The sequence below is a fragment of the bacterium genome, from assembly GCA_020440705.1.
Lineage (GTDB): Bacteria > Krumholzibacteriota > Krumholzibacteriia > LZORAL124-64-63 > LZORAL124-64-63 > JAGRNP01.
On the sequence record JAGRNP010000022.1, the window covers coordinates 27,442 to 45,958 of the forward strand.

9 protein-coding genes are annotated in these 18,517 nt (G+C 71.2%); 8 read left to right on the plus strand and 1 reads right to left on the minus strand.

Annotation, left to right across the window (positions count from 1 at the left end; genetic code table 11):
- Positions 1-34: 34 nt before the first annotated feature.
- On the minus strand, positions 35-7,063 hold the full coding sequence (locus KDM41_05550) for a DUF1349 domain-containing protein (protein ID MCB1182878.1): 7,029 nt from the start codon (positions 7,061-7,063) through the stop codon (positions 35-37).
- Positions 7,064-7,685: 622 nt separating this feature from the next.
- On the opposite strand from KDM41_05550, the gene KDM41_05555 reads away from it, so the two are divergent.
- The 8 genes from KDM41_05555 (at position 7,686) to KDM41_05590 (ending at position 18,426) form a co-directional block, all read left to right on the plus strand.
- A complete protein-coding gene (locus KDM41_05555; protein MCB1182879.1) occupies positions 7,686-8,918 on the plus strand; it encodes a glycosyltransferase family 4 protein in 1,233 nt (410 codons plus the stop codon).
- A 127-nt stretch (positions 8,919-9,045) separates the two neighbouring features.
- Entirely contained in the window at positions 9,046-9,831 is a 786-nt protein-coding gene (locus KDM41_05560) for an ABC transporter permease (protein MCB1182880.1), read from the plus strand.
- Between the two features lie 22 nt (positions 9,832-9,853).
- Positions 9,854-11,116, plus strand: a complete 1,263-nt coding sequence (locus tag KDM41_05565; GenBank protein MCB1182881.1) for an ABC transporter ATP-binding protein — start codon at positions 9,854-9,856, stop codon at positions 11,114-11,116.
- Between the two features lies 1 nt (position 11,117).
- A complete protein-coding gene (locus KDM41_05570) occupies positions 11,118-12,023 on the plus strand; it encodes a PIG-L family deacetylase (GenBank protein ID MCB1182882.1) in 906 nt (301 codons plus the stop codon).
- 27 nt (positions 12,024-12,050) lie between these two features.
- Positions 12,051-13,019, plus strand: a complete 969-nt coding sequence (locus KDM41_05575) for a hypothetical protein (GenBank protein MCB1182883.1) — start codon at positions 12,051-12,053, stop codon at positions 13,017-13,019.
- 34 nt (positions 13,020-13,053) lie between these two features.
- Positions 13,054-13,926: a hypothetical protein gene (locus KDM41_05580; protein ID MCB1182884.1), complete on the plus strand. Its 873-nt coding sequence runs from the start codon at positions 13,054-13,056 to the stop codon at positions 13,924-13,926.
- Positions 13,926-14,963: a hypothetical protein gene (locus KDM41_05585; GenBank protein MCB1182885.1), complete on the plus strand. Its 1,038-nt coding sequence runs from the start codon at positions 13,926-13,928 to the stop codon at positions 14,961-14,963. Before KDM41_05580 ends, KDM41_05585 begins: the two co-directional genes overlap by 1 nt.
- 52 nt (positions 14,964-15,015) lie before the next feature.
- The gene (locus KDM41_05590) at positions 15,016-18,426 is read left to right on the plus strand and encodes a hypothetical protein (GenBank protein MCB1182886.1); all 3,411 of its coding nucleotides are present in this window, start codon (positions 15,016-15,018) and stop codon (positions 18,424-18,426) included.
- The last annotated feature ends 91 nt before the right edge of the window (positions 18,427-18,517 follow it).

Sequence of the window (18,517 nt, forward strand, 5' to 3'; positions counted from 1 at the left end):
CCGGGCTTCGTCGTGTCCGGGCGCGACTGCGGAGCTACTTCAGCAGCAGCATCCGGCGGGTCTGGGCGAAGCCCGGGCCCTCCAGGCGGTACAGGTAGGTGCCCGAGGCCACCGGTCGGCCCGCGTCGTCCTGGCCGCGCCACACCCGCTCGTAGCGTCCCGCGGCGAGCTGCTCGTCGGCGAGGGTCCGCACGAGGCGGCCGTCGACGCTGTAGATCGCCAGCCGCACCCGACCGCCCTTGGCCACGTCGAAAGCGATGGTGGTCATGGGGTTGAACGGGTTGGGGTAGTTCGTGCCCAACGACGAGACGCGCGGCACCATGTCCTCACCGACGGCCGAAGCGCCGTCGCTCGAGACGGTGACCGGCGCATTGTCGGCGTCGCGGGCGACGATCGGGCCGAGCGCCAGATCGGCCGACCCCGCGCCGATGACGCGGAAGGTGGCGCGCACCAGGGTGCCGGTGCCGGAGATGCCGCTGCTGCGGCGCCCGACCAGTGCGGCGTCGATCACGCCCGCGCTGGCCGACAGGACCAGCGACTGGCCGCCCTGGTCGGCGAGCAGGTCGCCGCCGGCGAAGCCGACCAGCTCCACGGCGTCCCGGTTCCAGCTGAGCGGCAGCTGCAGCGCCTGCACCCGGCCGTCGGCCGACATCACGAACTCGACCACGAAGGTCTCGCCGATGGCGGGCAGCGTCGGCACGGCGTAGGCCACGCCGTTCCAGGCGGCCGGCGCCGGGACCGAGGCCACGGGGAAGCCCGGCTGGGCCAGCAGCGCCGCCGGCGCCGTGGCGTCCAGACCGAAGTTCAGGCTGAAGAGGATCAGGTCCTCGAAGTTGATCTGGTTGTCGGTGAGCGGTCGGCCGTGGACGCTCGCGTCCGTGGTCGGGCCCACGTCGAGGACCGGGTCGTACAGGCCGTCGCCTGCGATGGTGCCGTAGCCTGCCCCGAGGCGGGAGATGTCCGCGGCGTCGACCACGTTGTCGCCGTCGGCGCCGGCGTTGCCGGGATCGCGGACGTCGCCCAGCAGGTAGTTCAGCTCGCCGCCCGCGACCAGGCCCGCCGAGCGGTTGCCCAGGGCGTCGACGCTCACGAGGCAGTAGTACCACAGGTCGCGGACCGGCGGCAGGTCGGCCAGGGCGGCCCCGGGCGCCGCGACGCTGCCGGCCAGGCTCCAGCCCTCGGCCTCGGGGTCGGCCGGGAGAGGCGGCACCGCGCCGCCGGCGTCGTCGAACTCGGGGTAAGAGCCGAAGCCCCGCCGGTACACGCGGGTCTCGACCGCGGTCGGGTCGGCGGCGGCGGTCCAGGCCACGTTCAGGCCCGTCACGGCGCCCGCGGCGTTGCCGGACAGGACCGGGCTCACGACCGGGGCGGTGACGTCGGCCGGGGCCGTCGTGTCGATGACGATCGTCGCCGGGGTGCCGGCGACGGCGGTCAGGGCCAGGCCGTCGCAGTCGCGCACGTCGAGGCCGGTGAGGGTGATGGTGCCGGTGCCGTCAGCGATGGTGTTGGTCACGTCGAGGGTGAACAGCACGCCCGTGGCGGCGGTGGCGCCGCACGGGGTCCCGAGGATGGTGCCGTCCACCTGCCAGGTGCCGTCGAGGTTGTCGACCACGTCGAACAACGTGGTGCCCGCGGCCGACAGGTAGGTGCCCTCGGCGATGCTGGCCGTGCCGTTGCAGAGGTCCAGACCGGCCAGTTCCACGGTGACCGAGAAGGCCCGCAGGTTCTCGGCCGTGTCGCGGGTGATGGTGACCGGGATGGCCGTCGCGCAGGTGTTGGCGGTGGACAGGCCGGTCACGCCGCCGGTGTCGGCCGCGATGATCGCGCCCGTGGCGGCCACGAAGGTGGCGGTCACGGCGTCCGGACCGTCCATGACCACGTCGATGGGGTTGGTCGTGCCGGACACGGCGCCGCTCCAGCCCGCGAAGGCGAAGCCCGGGTCGGGCACGGCCGTCAGCTGGACCAGCTCGCCGCAGCCGTAGCTCGGCAGGTCCGGGGCGCGGGTGACGGCGCCGGCGCCGACCACGTTCACGGTGAGGGCGTTCAGGGCCGCGTCCTCGCCGGCCGGGGCCTGGGGCATGCCCGACACGTAGTCGATGCGGACGGTGTGCGCCGGGGGCGTCAGGCCGCGGTTGCCCGCGAAGACGCCGGCGCTGGCCATGTTCATGGGATAGGTGACCGCGCCGCCGGGATACAGGTTCCACATGGTGCCGTCGGTCGACCACGAGAGCTCGAAGGTGTCGCCGTAGCGGCTGACGCGCAGGTAGAGCGGCGCGACGGAGCCGCCGGGCAGCCCGACGTCGAACACGTCGTTGCCCGGACCGGTGACGATCTCGGCCCGCAGGTCGTTGGCCGGGTTGCGGTAGAAGCCGGCGCGCAGCCAGGTGCCCGTGTCCTGCCAGAACAGGAAGCCCTGCTGGCTCTCCTGGGCGGGCAGGTTCGAGTCGAAGCGGGCCTCGACATGGAAGTCCATGTCCGTCACCGGCTGCATGATGCGCGGGGCGTCGAATGAGCCGGTCCAGATCTCGTGGACGTTGCCGGCGGGCACGCTGATCTCGAGGGCCGCGGCGTCGGTCCAGGTGTCGACCATGGTGAAGGTCGCCCCGTCGGCGGCGGGATCAACCGCGATCCAGGCCGGGTCCAGGGTGCAGGAGTTGAAGTCATCCGAGACCAGCAGGGGCGTGATCGGGGCGAAGGTCGCCGTGATCAGCTTGTCGGCGTCGACGATGATGGTGTCGGGGTTGGCGGTGCCCGTCAGGTCGCCGCTCCAGCCGACGAACTGCCAGCCCATGCTGGGGATGGCCTGCAGGACCACCTCGGTCCCGGCCAGGTACGAGGGCTGGTCGGGCGAGAGCTGCACGATGCCGCCCTCGGCCACGTTGATGCCGATCCCGTAGCTGGGCAGGGGCAGGAAGCCGGCCGTGACCGACTTGTTCCCGTCCATGACGAGGGTCTCGGGGTTGACCGACCCGGTCAGGTCGCCGCTCCAGGCGTCGAAGGAGAAGCCGGTCGCGGGCACGGCGGTCAGGGTCACGACGGTGCCCTGGTTGTAGGTGCCGCCCGGCGGATCGAGGGTCACGCTGCCGTCGGTCACCGGCAGGGCGTCGGTCGTGAGCGTGAACTGGGGCACGACCACGAAGGTGGCCGTCACGGCGGTGGCGCCGTCCATGGTCACCGGCAGGGGGTTCTGGGTGCTCGTGACGTCGCCCGACCAGCCCGCGAAGGCCCAGCCCGGCTGGTCGACGGCGGTCAGGGTCACGACCTGGCCGCAGCCGTAGCTCGGCAGATCGATGTCGCGCGTCACCAGGCCGCCGCCCACCACGGTCACGTCGAGGGAGGCCAGGCCCTGGTCCTCGCCGACCGGGGCGCCGAACTCGTTGTTGAAGTAGTCCACCAGCACCGTGTGGGCCGGCGCGGAACCGGACCGGTTGCCGGCGTAGGCGCCGATCCCGCCCACGACCATGGCGTAGTCGAAGGGGGCGCCCGTCTGGTTCCAGGTCAGGCCGTCGTCGGACCAGCTCTGGATGAAGGTGTCGCCGGTCCGGGACAGGCGCATCCACAGCGGGGCGGCGACGGTGCCGGGCAGGGCGAGGTCGAGGTCCGGGATGTCCGGGCCGAAGACGAGGGCCGCGTGCAGGTTCAGGCCCGCGTCGCGGTAGAATTCCGAACGGATCCAGGTCGATTCGTCCTGGCGGACCAGGATGCCTTCCTGGGACCAGGCCGCGGCGAGGTCGGAGTCGAACTTCACCTCGATCTGGAAGTCGGTGTCGACGGCGGTCTGCAGGATGTGGGGCGCGTTGATGGCGCCGTTCCAGATCTCGTGTTCGGCGCCGGCGGGCACGCTGATCGCCGCGTGCGCGTCGCCGCTGAAGGGGTTCACGGTGATGGCCGTGCCGCCGTCGCTCAGGGGGTCGACGACGGTCCAGATCGGATCCAGGGCGCAGCCGTTGAAGTCGTCCGCGAAGACGACCGACGGGATCTGGGTGAAGGTCGCCGTGACGACGCGATTGTCGTCCATCAGGACCGTGTCCGGGTTGGCGGTGCCCGTGAGGTCGCCGCTCCAGCCCGAGAAGACCCAGCCCGCGTCGGGCGTGGCCGTCAGGGCCACTGGGGTGCCGTCGTAGTAGGTGGTCTGGACCGGATCGGCGACCACGCTGCCCTGGCCCGTGGTGTTCACGGTCAGGATGTACTCGGCCAGGGGCGCGAAGCCGGCGTTGATGGTCTTGTCGCCGTCGACGGTCACCACCTGCGGATTCACGGAACCGGCCAGGTCGCCGCTCCAGGCGTCGAAGCCGTAGCCCACCGCGGGCACGGCGGTGACGGTGACCTGGGTGCCGGCGTTGTACGAGCCGCCCGGCGGGTCGAGGACCACGCTGCCGCCGGCGCCCGGCAGGGCGGCGACGGTCACGGTGTGGACGACCACCGCGGCGAAGGTGGCGGTCACGGCCTTGTCGGCGTCCATGGTCAGGGTCGTCGGCGTGGTGGCGCCCGTGAGGTCGCCGCTCCAGCCGCTGAAGGCCCAGCCCGGCTGGTCGACGGCGGCCAGCGTCACGACGGTGCCGGTGTTGTACACGCCGCCCGGCGGGTCGAGGGTCACGACGCCGGTGCCGACCAGCGTGAGGTCGAGGTTCCAGGTCGGCACCGCGACGAAGGTGGCGGTGACGGTCGTGCCCGGATCCACGGTCACGGCGATGGGGTTCTGGGTGCCGGACACGTCGCCCGACCACCCCGAGAACGCCCAACCCGGTTGGTCGACGGCGGTCAAGGTCTCGACCTGGGCGCACGCGTAGCTCGGCAGGTCGAGAGCCCTTTGCACGAGACCGCCGCCGACCACGGAGACTGTCAGGGGATTGGTGTCGACGTCCTCGCCGGCCGGCGGGCCGTACGCGCTCGAGATGTAGTCGACGAGGACCGTGTGGGCCTGCGGGTTGGCGCCGCGGTTGCCGGCGAAGAGGCCGGTCGCGGTCACGGTCATGTCGTAGGCGAAGGGCGTGCCGGCCAGGTTCCAGGTCACGCCGTCGCTCGACCAGCTCTGGGTGAAGTAGTTGCCCGAACGCTCGAGCCGCATCCACAGCGGGCCCTCGACGCCGTTGGGCAGGTACTCGCTGTGCGTGGAGAGGTTCGGTCCGCGGTCGACGGCCACGCTGAGCAGGCCGAGGCTGTCGCGGAAGAACTCGGCGCGGATCCAGGTCGTGTCGTCCTGCTTGATCAGGATGCCTTCCTGATCGAAGACGTGCGGCAGGTTCGAGTCGAACTTGGTCTCCAGCACGAAGTCGATGTTCGGCGACGGCTGCAGGATGTGCGTCGCGCCGAGGAAACCGTTCCAGATCTCGTGCTCGCTGCCGCCGGGGACGCTGATGGCCACCGCGGCGCTGTCGGTGTAGGCGTTGACGAGCGCGGCCGTGCCGCCGTCGCCGTAGGGGTCGACCACGGTCCACACCGGGTCGAGGTCGCAGCCGTTGAAGTCGTCGTCGAAGACGATGGGCGGGATCAGGGTGAAGACCGCCTCGATGGTCCGGTCCTGGTCCATGATCACCGTGTCGGCCGGCGCGATGCCGGTGTGGTCGCCGGTCCAGCCCGCGAAGTACCAGCCCGGGTCGGCCGTGGCCGTCAGGGCGACCGGGGTACCCGACAGGTAGCTCGGCTGGTCGGGATCGATGGCCACCGCGCCCTGGCCGGTGACGTTCACCGTCAGCAGGCGCGGGGGCAGGGCCGTGAAGGTCGTGGCCACGGACTTGTCCGCGTCCATGGTCAGCACCTGCGGGTTCGTGGTCCCGGTCAGGTCGCCGGTGAAGCCGTCGAAGGCGTAGCCCAGGTCGGGCACGGCGGTGACCGTCACCGCGGCGCCGGCGTTGTACACGCCGCCCGCCGGGTTGAGCACGATGGCGCCGCCGGCCGGGCCGGGATCGGTCGTCAGCGTGTAGGTGATGATCGAGTCGAACGTGGCGGTCACGAACCGGTCGGCCGCCATGGTCACGGTCTGCGGGTTCGTCGTCCCGGTCAGGTCGCCGGACCACGAGTTGAAGGCCCAGCCCGGCGTGTCCACGGCCGTGACGGTCACGACGGTGCCCTCGTTGTAGGTGCCGCCCGGCGGGTCGAGCTGGTAGGCGCCGCCGCCGACGAGGGTCACGGTCAGGTCGTGCTGCGGGATGACGGCGAAATTGGCCGTGATCGCGGCCGGTCCGCTCATGGTCACCGGCAGGGGGTTCTGGGTGCTGACGACGTCGCCGGTCCAGCCGGAGAAGGCCCAGCCGGGCTGGTCGACGGCGGTCAGGGTCTCCACCTGGGCGCAGGCGTAGCTGGCCAGGTCGAGGGCCTTCTGGACGAGGCCGGTGCCGACGATGGTCACGTCCAGCGGGGCCCGCTCGACGTCCTCGTCGACGGGGGCGCCGGCGGTGTTGGTGAAGTAGTCGACCTCGATGGTGTGGGCCAGGGGCGTCGCGCCGCGGTTGCCGGCATAGACGCCGACCTCGCTGGGCGCGAAGGCGTAGGTGAAGGGTCCGGCGCCGACGGTCCAGGCGGTGCCGTCGAGGGACCAGGACAGGGTCCAGGAGTCGCCGGTGCGCACGACGCGCAGGTACAGGGGGCCGCTGTTGCCGCCGGGCACGGCCGCGTCGGCGAAGACCGTGGTGGGGCCGCCGAGGGCGGCCAGCCGCGCCTCGCCGGCGCCGTCGCGGTAGATCTCCAGGCGCAGCCAGTTGCTGCTGTCCTGGTACACGACGATGCCCTCCTGGGACTCGGCCACGTCGAGGAAGGAATTGAATTTGACTTCGGCGGTGAAGTCGGTGTCGGTCACCGGCTGCATGAGCCGCGGGGCGTCGACGTTCGTCTGCCAGATCTCGTGGGGCGCGCCGCCCGGCACGGAGATGGTCAGCACCGCATCGTCGGAGTAGCCGCCCTGCAGGCCCACCGCGCCCCCGTCGGACAGGGGGTCGAAGAAGGTCCAGACGGGGTCGATGGCGCACCCGTTGAAATCGTCGGGGGCGAACTGGGCGGCGGCAGGTCCGGCCACGGCGGCCACCGCCACCAGGGCGAGGGCCGTCAGGGACCACCGACCGATCATCCTTGAAATCGCGTGCTTGATCATCGTATCCGTTCCTGCCGATGAGGAGATCCGGGACCCGTTCGCCGGCATCCGGCGGCGCCGTGTCCGATACGCCGGACCGGTGGCTTGTGCGGGGCCCCGGTCGGTTCGGTTCGTATGCGGTTCACGCGGGTCTTGCAACTCTCGGCGACCCGATCCCCCGTGCCCGGCTTTTCCTCTTCGGCCCGGCACTTCTTCAGGTCGCAGGGATCGATTATACACGAACCGCCGAAAAAAGGCAGAAAAATATTCCTATAGATCAAAAAAATATGCGGCTGTGGTGGGTCAAAAATGGGACGGTGGCGGGTTCGACAGGCGATTGCGGCCCATCATCTTGGGCCGGTCTCTCGCGGAATCGTGAACTCTTGGAACCGACTTTCTTTGTTCATAATGGGCGAACGCGACGGTGGGGGGCCGGTTTTCGGCGGGACGGAGACCGGCGTCCGCCCCTGATCCGGGCCGCGGCCGATTGGCATGGCGCGTGTCCCGGTCATGTCTTATCATGCGCCTGTCATGGCGCGGGACGGTTCCCTCGGGGGAGGGGCCGTGTCCCCGGCCCCCACGGACCCCGGACACCGCCAACAGGAAACGGACCGATTCCATGCGCATCGCCTTCGTGGCCCAACCCATCGATCCGGTGCTGCCCCCGCATCAGAACTCGATCGGCCTGATCATCCACCACACGGCCTGCCGGCTCGCCGCCGAGCACGACGTGACGATCTTCGTCAACGCGCGCCACAACGATCCGGCCAACGTCCCGGACGACGGGATCACCTACCGGTTCGTGTCCGACTGGCCGGACACGCCGGTGCTGGACTTCCTCGGCCGGTTTCCCAACCGTTTCCCCCAGTCCGCCATCGTGGCGTCGGACCACTACTACCGCGGCTACGCCGGTCGGGTGGCCGGGGGCCTGGCGCGGGGGAACTACGACTGGGTCCACGTGCTGAACTTCTCCCAGTTCATGCCGCTCTTCAAGCGCCGCGCGCCCCGCTCGCGCTTCGCCCTCGAGATGCAGTGCGAGTGGCTGACCCAGTTTCCGCCCGCCGCGGTGCGTCGCCGCGTGCAGGACGTCGATCTGATCACCGGTTCGAGCGGCTACATCGCCCGGCTCATCAGGGACCGGTACCCCGAAATCGCCGACCGCTGCCACACGCTCTACAACGGCTACGACGACGAGCGCTTCTCGCCCGGGGAGCCCCGCGGCGACGCGCGGCCGACCCGCATCGTCTTTGTCGGACGGGTCTCGCCCGAGAAGGGCATCCACACCCTCCTGGACGCCATGGAGCGGGTGGTGGCCGAGCGGCCGGACGCCCATCTGGACCTGGTCGGACCGCTCGGGGCCCTGCCCCTGGCCTACATCGTCGGCATCAGCGAGGATCCGAAGGTGCAGGCGCTGGCGGCCTACTACGACGGCCAGGTGTGCACCGACTACGAGGCCTACCTGCGCGAACGGGCGGGCCGGTCGCCCCTGGCGGGGCACGTGACGTTCGTGGGCGGCGTCCCCCAGGCCGAGTTGTGCGACTGGTACCGCCGCAGCGACGTGCTGGCGAATCCGTCGTTCAGCGAGTCATTCGGCATGAGCCTGGTCGAGGGCATGGCCACGGGCCTGCCGGCGGTGGCCACCCGCATCGGCGGCATGCCGGAGATCGTGGTGCCCGGGGAAACGGGGCATCTGCGGGAGTCCGGCGATGCCGCAGGGCTGGCGGCCGACCTGCTGGATTGCCTGCAGAGCGCGGCGCGACGCGACGAACTGGGAGCGGCCGGCCTGCGGCGCGCCCGCGAGGTGTTCACCTGGGAGGCCCGGGCCCGCACCCTGGCCGACCTGTTTTCCTGATTCGGCGCCGCTGGCGTTCGCTTCTAAATCCGCCCATGGAAGTGCCGATACGATAGGCGTTTGAAGCCATGGCCGACGTCCGCCACCCGAGTCCGGCGGCTCCCGGCCACAACCGGAAGATGGAGACATGCAGCGCGATTCATTCGGCGAGTTCTGGCAGTACCGGGAACTGCTCATGTTCATGGTGTGGCGCGACCTGAAGGTGCGCTACAAGCAGACCCTGCTGGGGGTGGCCTGGGCCGTGATCCAGCCGCTGGTCTCGACCCTGATCTTCTTCCTCTTCTTCGGCAAGATGGCCAAGATGCCCAGCGACGGCGTGCCCTATCCGGTGTTCGCGTATCTGGGCATGGTGGGCTGGACGTTCTTCTCCGGCGCCACCTCGTACGCCTCGAACAGCCTGGTCAACAACAGCCAGCTGCTGACGAAGGTCTACTTCCCGCGGCTGGTGATCCCCACCGCGGGTGTCCTGAGCCTGCTGCCGGACTTCCTGATCGGCGCCGTCGTCGGCGTCGTGATCATGCTCGTCTACGGCGTGCCCCTGGTGTGGACCTTCCTGCTGTGGCCCCTGATGCTGGTGCCCCTGACCATGGTCACGCTCGGCGTGAGCCTCATCCTCGCGACCCTGAACGTGCGCTACCGCGACATCAAGTACGCCATCCCGTTCATCCTGCAGATGTGGATGTTCCTGACGCCGCTGATCTACCCGACGAGCATCATCCCCGAGAAGTTCCGCTTCCTGAGCCTCATGAATCCCATGACCGGGGTCATCGACGCCTTCCGCTCGCTGGCCCTGCCGGACCGCCCGGTCAACTGGGAGACCCTGGGCATCTCCGTCGGGATCGGTCTCGTCATCCTGATCGCCGGCCTCGTGCATTTCCGCCGCGCGGAACGCGAGTTCGCCGACGTCATCTGAGCCGGGAGCGGGAGCCGCGGACATGGTCGCCATCGACGTCAAGAACATCTGCAAGCAGTACCGGCTGGGGGAGTTCCTCCAGGGGGACACCATGCTGCGCGAGGCCCTCGTGAACTTCGTGCGCAACGCCCGCGGGCGGTCGCGCCGGGAGATCGAGTCGATCTGGGCCCTGCGGGACATCAGCTTCCGCATCGACCAGGGCGAGGTCGTGGGCCTGGTCGGCCGCAACGGCGCCGGCAAGAGCACCCTGCTCAAGGTGCTCTCGCGCATCACGTACCCGACCTCCGGGGGCTTCGATGTCCATGGGCGCCTGGCCGCCATGCTCGAGGTGGGCACCGGCTTCCACGAGGAGCTCACCGGCCGCGAGAACATCTACATGAACGGCTCGATCATGGGCATGAAGCGCGACGAGATCACCGCGAAGATCGACCAGATCGTGGCCTTCGCCGGCGTCGAGGCCTTCATCGACACGCCCATCAAGCGCTACAGCTCGGGCATGCGCCTGCGGCTCGGCTTCGCCGTGGCGGCCCACCTCGAGCCGGACATCCTGCTCGTCGACGAGGTGCTCGCCGTGGGCGACGCCGAGTTCCAGAAGAAGTGCCTGCAGACCATGGACGACCTGCGCGGGGGCGGGCGCACCGTCATCTTCGTCTCCCACAACATGGCCGCCGTGGAGAACCTGTGCCAGCGGGTGATCTGGATCGACAAGGGCCAGGTGCGCATGGACGGCCCCGCGGAGGAGGTCGTGCGCGCCTACATGGGCACCTTCTCCACCTCGCAGGGCGGCGGCGCCGACCTGGCGCAGATCGACTCGCGCCACGGCACGGGGGAGATCCGGCTGGCCGGTGTCGACTTCCTCGACGGCGCGGGCCAGACCAAGAACTTCATCCGCTCGGGCGACGCGCTCACCGTGCGGCTGAGCACCGAGGCCCGCACCGAGGTGCGCGACCTGCATGTGGGCCTGGAGATCCGCAACGAGCTGGGCATGCTGCTGTCGATCACGAACAACTGGATGACGGGGCCGAGCCTGCCGCGGGTGGCGCCGGGCGCGCACGTGTACGACCTGGACATCGACTTCCTCAACCTGATGCCCGGTCGCTACTACCTCACGGCCTGGCTCAAGGGCCCGGACAGCAAGGACTTCGACCTGCTCGAGAACTGCGTCCTGATGGACGTCGAGACCTCGGACTACTACGGCACCGGCCGCGGCGTCGACCCGCGCTTCGGCATCATCTTCCAGCAGGCCCGCTGGCGGGCGGACGGCGCCCCGCGGGCCGGCGCCTGACGTGGCTGGCCTGCGCGGCATCGCGATCTCGCTGGTCGAGGCGATCGCCGCGGGCAGGAGCCGGCCCTTCGATGCGTCTGATCTCGCGCGCCCGGCCCTCGTCTTCGCCCCCCATCAGGACGACGAGACCCTCGGCTGCGGCGGTCTGATCGCCCTGAAACGGCGCGCCGGCGTGCCCGTGTCCGTGGTCTTCCTGACCGACGGCGCCACCTCCCACGCGACCCGGATGCCCGCCGACGAGCTCGTGGCGCGCCGCCGCGGCGAAGCCGTCGCCGCCTGCGCCGTCCTGGGCGTCGCCGCGGCGGACGTGCACTTCCTCGACCTGCCGGACGGCGAGCTGACCGGCCGGCTCGCCGCGGCGGCGGACGCCGCCGGCGGGGTGCTCGACGTCCATCCGGACCACGGGCAGGTCTTCGTGCCCTACGCCGGGGACACGACTCCCGATCACATCGCCGCGCGGGCGGCCGTCCTGGCGGCGCTGGGGGAGCGGCCCGAACGCGCGTGGACCGTGTTCGAGTACCCGGTCTGGTTCTGGCACCACTGGCCCTGGGCGCGGCCCGACCTGGCCCGCCGCCTGCAGTGGCCGGCCGCCGTGGCCCGCGGCCTGGGCGCGGCGGCTCCCATCGCCGCCGAACGGGAGCAGGTTTACCTGTACCCGAACCCGCTGCGGGGCGATGATGTGAAGATCCGGTTCTACAGCACCGGCACCGAGCCCGCGCGCTTCGCCCTCTTCAACCTGGAGGGCGAGCTGGTGGCCTCGCGCGAGACGGACGTCACCGCCGACGCGGTGAACGAGGCCGTCCTCACGTTGCCGGACCTCGCCAGCGGGCTCTATGTGGCCCGCCTCGAATTCGTCGGCCCCCGGGGCCGGGAGATCAGGACCCTCACCCTCGCGGTGGAGAAGTAGGGCCCCGCGAGGCCCGTGGGAGGAATCATGCACGCGATCACGAAGCACAGCCGACGCCTGGTGGCGCTCGCCCTCGTTCTGGCCGTCCTGCCGCTGGTGGTGCCGGCGGCTCCGGCCCGGGCCGAAGAGGAGACCGGACGGGCGGCGTGGCTGCTCGGCCGGGGACAATTGGAGGACCTGGCCCTGACCGGCCAGCGTTTCGAACAGGGCGAGATCGGGGGCGGCGGCGAAAGCCTCGAGGTGCCCGGACTGGAGGACGGCAAGGGGATCTCGGGCGCGTGGCCCGTCCTGATGTCGCTCGTCCTGCCGGGTGCGGGCGAGGTGGCCCTCGGCTACAAGCGCGGCTACTTCATGGCCGCGGCCGACATCTACGCCTGGACGCGCGTCGCCAAGTACCACGGCGACGGCAACGACATCAAGGAAGCGTACATCGCCTTCGCCAACGAGCACTACTCGGACGCCGACCTGGTGCGGGGCTACACCTCCGACCAGGTCTCGGCCGGCTACCGCTACGGCCAGGGGGCGACCTACTTCCCGGGTGTCGGCGCCATCAACAGCGAGAGCGAACTGGAGAACCTGCCGCTGTACGTGACCAAGGAAGACGACTTCCGCGAGTACTACGAGAACCTGGGCAAGTGGGACCAGTTCATCTTCGGCTGGGACGACTACGTGCGGCCCGACGACGCCATCAGCATCGGTGTCGTCTACACGCCCACCGGCGAGCGCGATCCCGACCTGCAGCAGCCGTGGGTTTCGAAGAACCGCGAGATCTACCGCGAGATGCGCGGGCAGTCGAACGACGCCTACAAGGACCGTGACCGCTGGCTGTACGTGAACATCGGCCTGCGGCTGGTGAGCGTGCTCCAGGTCGCCTACCTGCAGGGGCTGCTCGGCGGACGCGGCGGCGAGCTCGAGGTCTCGGGCCACGCGGTCGAGATCCGGGCCATCCCCATGGGCTTCGACGCGGGTTCGCTGTCGGCGTCGGTATCGTTCTAGATTCACCACCCCTGGCCAACCGGGAGGGCCGATCTTGGCGCACAGATTCATGCAGAGCACGGGCAGGCTGACCACCCTGGCGATCGTCGTGGTCGCCGTCGCGACCGCGGCCGGAGCGGCCCTGGCGGACAGCGGCGCCGAAGCGGCGTTCCTGCGCACCGAGTACCAGGTGCTCGGCGCCGGAGCCTCGAGCCGCTGGCAGGCCCGCGACACCCATTTCCAGATCGGCGGCGAGGAGAGCAACCGGAACCGGGAGTTCGGCTCGCCGGAGAAGCCGGAGGAGAAGGAGGCCCAGGTCGAGGGCCACCACTCGAACACCGGCGAGAAGGTGAAGGCCGGCCTGTACTCGGCGATCCTGCCGGGCGCCGGCCAGTACTACAACGGGCAGAAGTCGAAGGCCTACATCATGGGCGGCATCGAGGTCGCCATCTGGACGGCGTGGTTCGTCTTCGACGCCCAGGGCGACAACAAGCGCGACGACGCCGAGGAGTGGGCGGCCCTGTACGCCGGCACCAGCGGCGAGCACCCGGACAGCTACTGGCAGGACGTGGGGCACTTCGCCAACAGCGACTCCTACAACGAGTCGGTGCTGCGCGAGGCGCGGGCCCTGGGCGAGACGCCGTCCGGCCTGGTGAGCGGAGCCGACACCTGGCAGTGGGTGAACGACGACCGCCAGACCAGCTACCAGCAGCTGCGGGCCGACGGCAACGCGGCCTACGACCGGCGCGACTTCATGATCCTCTTCGCGGTGGTCAACCGGGTGGTGTCGGTGGTCGACGCGGTGATCGGCGCCGGCGGCAAGGCGGGCGCCATCGAGACCGAGGTCATGGGCCTGAACCTGGAAATGGAGATGCTGCCGTCGTGGCAGGATCCCGGGGCCCGCTGCGTCGTTTCGCGGAGCTTCTGATGCGGGCGCGCCGCACGGCCGGTGGCGGCGTCCCGGTGCGGGTCCGGGCCGGTGTCCTGACCCTCGTCGTGGCGGGCGGCGGCCTGCTGCTGGCGGCCTGTGCGCCGGGTCCCGACCCGACCGTGGGCACCGACGGAGCGCTGCCCGAGGCGTCCGGCACGCCGCGTCCGGGCTCGGCCGTGGCGGCGGTCGATTTCCTCTACGCCTACGAGAACCGGCCCAGCGAGCTGTACTACCCCATCGAGGGGCTCGGCGGCTGCGAGTTCAGCCCCGAGGGCACCCTCATCTTCACCGACGAGAAGCGTGGCAAGGTCTACGGCCGCGACGGCAACACGCGCACCTGGTACGAGTTCGACTCGCCCACGAGCCGACCCTACCAGCCCGTCGACGCGGCGGTGGACGGGTTCAAGGTGCTCGTCCTGGACCGGGGTTCCGGGCAGGTGAACCGGCACGACCTGAGCGGGGCATTCCTCGACGTGCTGGTCGACATCCGCCGGGTCGATCCCGTGATCCAGACCAGCCCGTCGGCCTTCGGGGTCGACCGCGACGGGCGCATGGCCCTCGCGGACCAGGCCCAGCAGCAGGTGCTGCTCCTCGACACGTTCCAGAACCTGACCATGCGCGTGGGCGATCCGGGCAGCCTGCGCGACCAGTTCACGGACCCCTCGGGCCTGACCTTCCTGCCCGACGGCAGCTTCCTCGTGGCCGACCGCGGCAACCGCCGTCTGGCCCACTACGGGCGCATGGGCTTCTTCGAGGCCAACTTCGGCGGCGACAACGTGCCGCGCAATCCGTTCCTGGCCCCCGAAGGCCTGGACTGCGACCGCCACGGCAACGTCTTCGTGGCCGACTCCGGCCTCGGCGTGGTCCACGTCCTGGGCCAGCGTCTCAACTACGCCTTCTCCTTCGGCGGCCCCCAGGACGGTGCGGGCGAAACGGTCGCCCCCGTCGACGTGTCCGTGGGCCCCGACGACCGGCTGGCCGTCACCGACCGGGGCCGGTCCGCCGTCCTGATCTACCGCATCGTCTACAACTGACATGGCGCGGGCCGCCGGCAGGGGCGCCGGGTCACGACGGGGGGCGCTCCCGGTGGTGCTGGCCTGTCTGGCTCTCGCCGGCCTGGCCGCGGGCGCCGCACGGGCCGAAGAGGACGGACCGTGGGTCGCCGAGACCGAGTTCCACCTGGTCCCGGCCGGCGGCCGGGCCCTGCAGCTGGCGCACGGCTTCATCGATCCGGGCTCGGTGCGGGTCGACGTGGACGGCGAAGCGTGGCAGGCCGAGGTCGATTTCCGGCTCCGCGCCCGCAGTGGTCTGCTCGTGCCCCAGCGCAACTGGGTGACGGCGGCGGCGGATTCGGCGGCGGCGCCGGCCAAAGCCCTGGTCATGGTGCGCTACCGCCACCTGGCGGTCCCGGTGCCGCCGCGACGCGACCTGCGGCCGGTGTCCCCGGCGCCCGATCCCCGCGGGGCCGCGGACGGGAGCCTCTTCCTGCCGCCGGCCGCCCCGGGCGCCTGGACGACCAGCCAGCTGCAGGTCTCGGGCTCGAAGACCGTCCAGGTCTCCAGCGGGAGCCGGCGCGAGATGACGGTCGACCAGAATCTCCGCCTGACCATCATGGGCCAGCTCACGCCGGAGATCGGCGTGCGCGCCTTCCTCTCGGACGACAACCTGCCCGTGGTGCCCGAGGGCAACACCGAAGAGCTGCGCGACATCGACAAGGTGCTCGTCGAGCTGACGGCGCCGAACTGGCGCGCCACCCTGGGCGACTTCGTGGCCGAGCGCACGGGCACCGTCTTCGGCGACTATCGGCGCAAGCTGCAGGGCATCTCCGTGCAGGCCGACCCGGGGCCGGCCCGGGCCGAGGTCCTGGCCGGCTCGCCGCGCGGGCGCTACCGCACCCTGCAGATCCGCGGCCAGGAGGCCAACCAGGGGCCCTACTACCTGGGCGGGGGCGGCGCCGCCGGCAATCTCTTCATCGTGGCCGGCAGCGAGCGCGTGAGCCTCGACGGCGAAGCGCTCACGCGGGGCGCCGACCGCGACTACGTCATCGACTACGTCACCGGCACGGTCACCTTCACCTACCGGCGCCTGGTCACCGCCGAGTCGACCATCGTCGTCGAGTTCGAGGAGGGCGAGGGGCCGTACGCCCGCACGGTGGTGGGCGGCGGCGCGGGCGTCGACTTCACCGTGCCCCTGCTGGGGGCCGCGGGACGCTTCGACGCGCGGGTGATCCGCGAGAGGGACGATCCGAGCCGGCTGCGCACCGGAGAGCTGGGCGACGACGACGAGGCCATCCTGGCCGGGGCCGGCGACGACCCGGCCCGCGCCGTGGCCCCGGGCGCCACGCCCACCTTGCCCGGCGAGGGAGACTACGACCAGGCCCTCGACGGCGCCAAGACCATCTACGTCTTCGACGAGACCGGCGGCGACTGGGCCCTGGAGACCTTCTACGTGGGGCCGGGCGAAGGGGACTACACCCTCGAGCGGCTCACCGAGACGGGCAAGAAGGTCTTCCGGCACGTGGGCGACGGCCTGGGCAGCTACCGGGTCGGGCGGCCCCTGCCCCTGCCCGGCCAGCAGAGCGTGGCCACCTTCGTGGCCGCCGTGGGCGACACCGCCGCCACCCATGTGCAGGCCGAGTGGAATCTGGGCCGCGAGGACGCGAACCAGCTCTCGGACCTGGATGACGGCGACGACAGCGGGGGCGCCGGTCACGTGCAGGCCGCCCTGCGCGACCGCGCCCTGGGGCCGGGCCGGGTCGACCTGCAGGCGGTGTGGGAACAGAAGGACGCGCGCTTCCGCGGCTTCCAGCTGCACAGGTCGATCTTCGACTACGCCGCCTGGGGCCTCGACGACCGCGCCCGGCGCGAGGGTTTCCTCCTGGAGTCCGAACGCGAGAGCCGGCTGGAGGGCGCCTGGCGGACCGGTGGACGGGACGACCGGCTGGAGATCTCCGGCCGCCTCGCCTCGCTGCGGCACGGCGACGACCTGGCCGCCGAGCAGGCCCAGGGGCAGCTGACCTGGAACTGGGCCGGAGGACGGGGTCGCCACCTGCTGCAGAAGGCGCGGGCCGACGACGCGGCCGACCCGCTCGCGATCCGGCGGGCCGAGCGGCGCCACGAGGTGAGCTGGAACGTCGGGCCGGTGGTGCCGCGGGTCCATCACACGCTCACGCGCTGGGAGGACGGCGCGCGCACCGGCGCCGCGGCGGGCGGCTTCCGCCTGGAGGAGTACGGCTGGCGCCTGGCGTCCCGCGACGGCGCGCGCCTGGCCTGGAACGTCGGCTTCGTGCGGGGCCTGGCCGACTCCCTGCGCGCCGACGGATGGGCGCGCGAACGCGACAGCCGCACCAGCCGCGCCGGCGTCACCACCGGCCGTTTCGCGGGCATGCGCCTCGTGGGCGAGGCCACCCTGCGCGAGACCCGCAGCCCGGGCGGCTCCGACCAGACCACCCGCCTCGGCCGCGTCAACCTGTCCGGGCGCTGGGACCGCGCCGGCAGCGACTGGTCCGTCGGCTACCGGGTCGACAACAGCCGCTCCGAGGTGCTCGACCGGCAGATCGTCTTCGTGGGCGACGGCCAGGGCGACTTCAACGAGGACGGCCTGTACGTGGGCGACGGGCAGGGCGAGTACGACATGGTCCTGGTCGGGACCGACAGCCTCGTGGCCACGACCGGTGTCGTCGCGGACCTGAACTGGCGCCAGGGCTTCCGCTTCCTCGGCGAGAACCGCTGGTACGGCGCCTGGACGGCCATGACCCTCGCCGCCCTCGAGGGCCGGAGCACCACCGACGACGTCGGGGCCCTGCTGCGCCTGGATCCGGACGTCATCTTCGCCAAGGACCAGGCGGTGCTGGGCGACCTGAACTTCAGCGAGGAGCTGGTGCTGCTGCAGCACCTGCGCACCGTCGATCTGCGGGGCAAGTTCAGCTACCGGGAGACGGTCGACCGGCAGTTCGCCGACCATCCCGAAGACCGGACCGGCCGCGTCTGGCAGGTCACCGGCAACGTGAACGTGACCCGGCGCAGCGCCGTGAAGTTCCGCTGGCAGCGCGAGGACGACCGCCGCTACTCCGTCGAGAGCAGCCTCAGTTCGCGGCGCAGCTACCTCATCCTCTCGCGGCGCTACGAACTGGGCTGGAGCACGACGCCCAGCACCGACCTGCGCCTCGGGGTCCAGGCCGAGGTCATCGAGCGCGGGGACGGGGTGTCGGGCGTCGAGCAGCAAGAGTACGCCCTGCGGCCCAACGGCCGGGCGCGCTGGCGCCAGGACTGGACCGTGCAGACCGACCTGCGCGTGGCCGAGGTGAGCTCGGACGAGCCGCCCGGCGCGGTGCGGCCCTACTTCTTCCCCGATCCCGGACGCAACATCGAGACGACCCTGCGCGTGGCGTGGGACCCCTCGCGCTTCCTGCAGGTGGCCGCCACCTGGTTCAGCCGCAAGGAAGGGGAAAGGAGGTGGCGGCATGACGTGCGACTGGAGACGACGGCGCGGTTCTGACGCCTTGCCCTGCGGCCCCCTGCTGCTCGCTCTCGGCCTGGCCCTGGCCGCCCTGATGGGCGGGCCCGTCGCGGCCCGGGCCCAGGACGAG

Coding starts and splice junctions, on each gene's coding strand:
- KDM41_05550 (MCB1182878.1), bottom strand. CDS start 7,063: ATGATCGGTCGGTGGTCCCTGACGGCCCTCGCCCTGGTGGCGGTGGCC.
- KDM41_05555 (MCB1182879.1), top strand. CDS start 7,686: ATGCGCATCGCCTTCGTGGCCCAACCCATCGATCCGGTGCTGCCCCCG.
- KDM41_05560 (MCB1182880.1), top strand. CDS start 9,046: ATGCAGCGCGATTCATTCGGCGAGTTCTGGCAGTACCGGGAACTGCTC.
- KDM41_05565 (MCB1182881.1), top strand. CDS start 9,854: ATGGTCGCCATCGACGTCAAGAACATCTGCAAGCAGTACCGGCTGGGG.
- KDM41_05575 (MCB1182883.1), top strand. CDS start 12,051: ATGCACGCGATCACGAAGCACAGCCGACGCCTGGTGGCGCTCGCCCTC.
- KDM41_05585 (MCB1182885.1), top strand. CDS start 13,926: ATGCGGGCGCGCCGCACGGCCGGTGGCGGCGTCCCGGTGCGGGTCCGG.